Origin of the sequence: Alteromonas sp. ALT199 (assembly GCF_018619335.1) — a bacterium.
Lineage (GTDB): Bacteria > Pseudomonadota > Gammaproteobacteria > Enterobacterales > Alteromonadaceae > Alteromonas.
Window position 1 is genome coordinate 835 of record NZ_JAHHDX010000140.1, and the last position, 1,242, is coordinate 2,076.

Below are 1,242 nucleotides of genomic sequence, written 5' to 3' on the forward strand. Positions count from 1 at the left end.
TAGTAAACGACTATATACACTTATTCAGGAAGGTTGTCACAATTGCCGTCTGTACATTCACCGTATAAGTAAAGGCTGTGGTGAGTCAGTTTCATTTTATGCTGTTTGGCAATCATCTCTTGGCGTTCTTCGATAATCTCGTCTTCAAATTCAATCACTTTGCCACACTTTAGGCATACAAGATGATCATGGTGATCTTTGTGACTGATTTCAAATACTGACTTTCCACCTTCGAAATGATGACGATTCAAAATACCGGCATCATCAAATTGGTTTAGCACGCGATAAACCGTAGCAAGGCCAATTTCTTCACCGTGCTCAATAAGGATCTTATAGACGTCTTCAGCGCTGATATGTTGGTTTTCTGGCTCTTGCAGAATTTGCAAAATTTTAAGGCGAGGCAGAGTGACTTTAAGCCCTGCTTTTTTCAATTCTTTGTTTTGATCCATTACAGCCTACTAAGAACGAGTGAATGAGTATTTGGTGGTTATTATAGGTAAGTTGAAACAATTTAAAAGTAAAACCGTGGAAACTTTGATTACTCGCCGAAAATTTACCCATCATCTTTAAAATACAAAAGCATTAAAAATTCTATAGCCCGTTAAACATCTGGCCTGACCAGATTATAACTGCCAGATAATAAAGAAAAATAAGTGAAATAAATAAAATTTATGATGCATTGAAGTAACAATTTGTTAAACTATAATTAAAGAAATGGTAACAGCATCCTTTCAATGCGCAGTTTTAGTGGAAGTGTCCATGCAGCTAACAATAATAAATAAAATAACGCTAGGTTTTGGCCTTTTCGGCTGCTTACTCCTACTAACCAGTATCCTTTCTTACTTCGGGCTTAACAGTATCAAAGATTCTGCATTAGATGTTGTAGAGCAAAAAATGCCAGTTCAGACCAGTATGGTTAAGGTCAAGACCGAAATCCTGTCTCTATCGGTGATAACAGCTAAGGGTTATCATGTTGAAAATAGAGAAGAACTCAAAGCTAATAAGCAAACATTCAATTCGCTATCGTCTACCTTTTCCGATGATCTTGCTCGCTTGAAATCACTTATGCCTAATAATTCGATTGCTAAAAATGCCGTTGAAGTTAGTTTGACGTACGTTAACAACAGTAATGAAATGTATTCAGCAATTAGTGAAAGGATGAGTATTGAAAAAAAACTCGCATCGCAACTTGAAATAGTTCTAATGACTGCTGATGAAGCAAGTGCTTTGATGCTCGATCTT

At 36.4% G+C, this 1,242-nt stretch carries 1 protein-coding gene and 1 pseudogene; one reads left to right on the forward strand and one right to left on the reverse strand.

Annotated elements, in window-relative coordinates:
- Positions 1-20: 20 nt before the first annotated feature.
- Entirely contained in the window at positions 21-449 is a 429-nt protein-coding gene (gene fur, locus KL866_RS15285) for a ferric iron uptake transcriptional regulator (protein ID WP_025255464.1), read from the reverse strand.
- Between the two features lie 310 nt (positions 450-759).
- On the opposite strand from fur, the pseudogene KL866_RS15290 reads away from it, so the two are divergent.
- Positions 760-1,242, forward strand: a pseudogene (locus KL866_RS15290) (methyl-accepting chemotaxis protein); the annotation flags it as partial.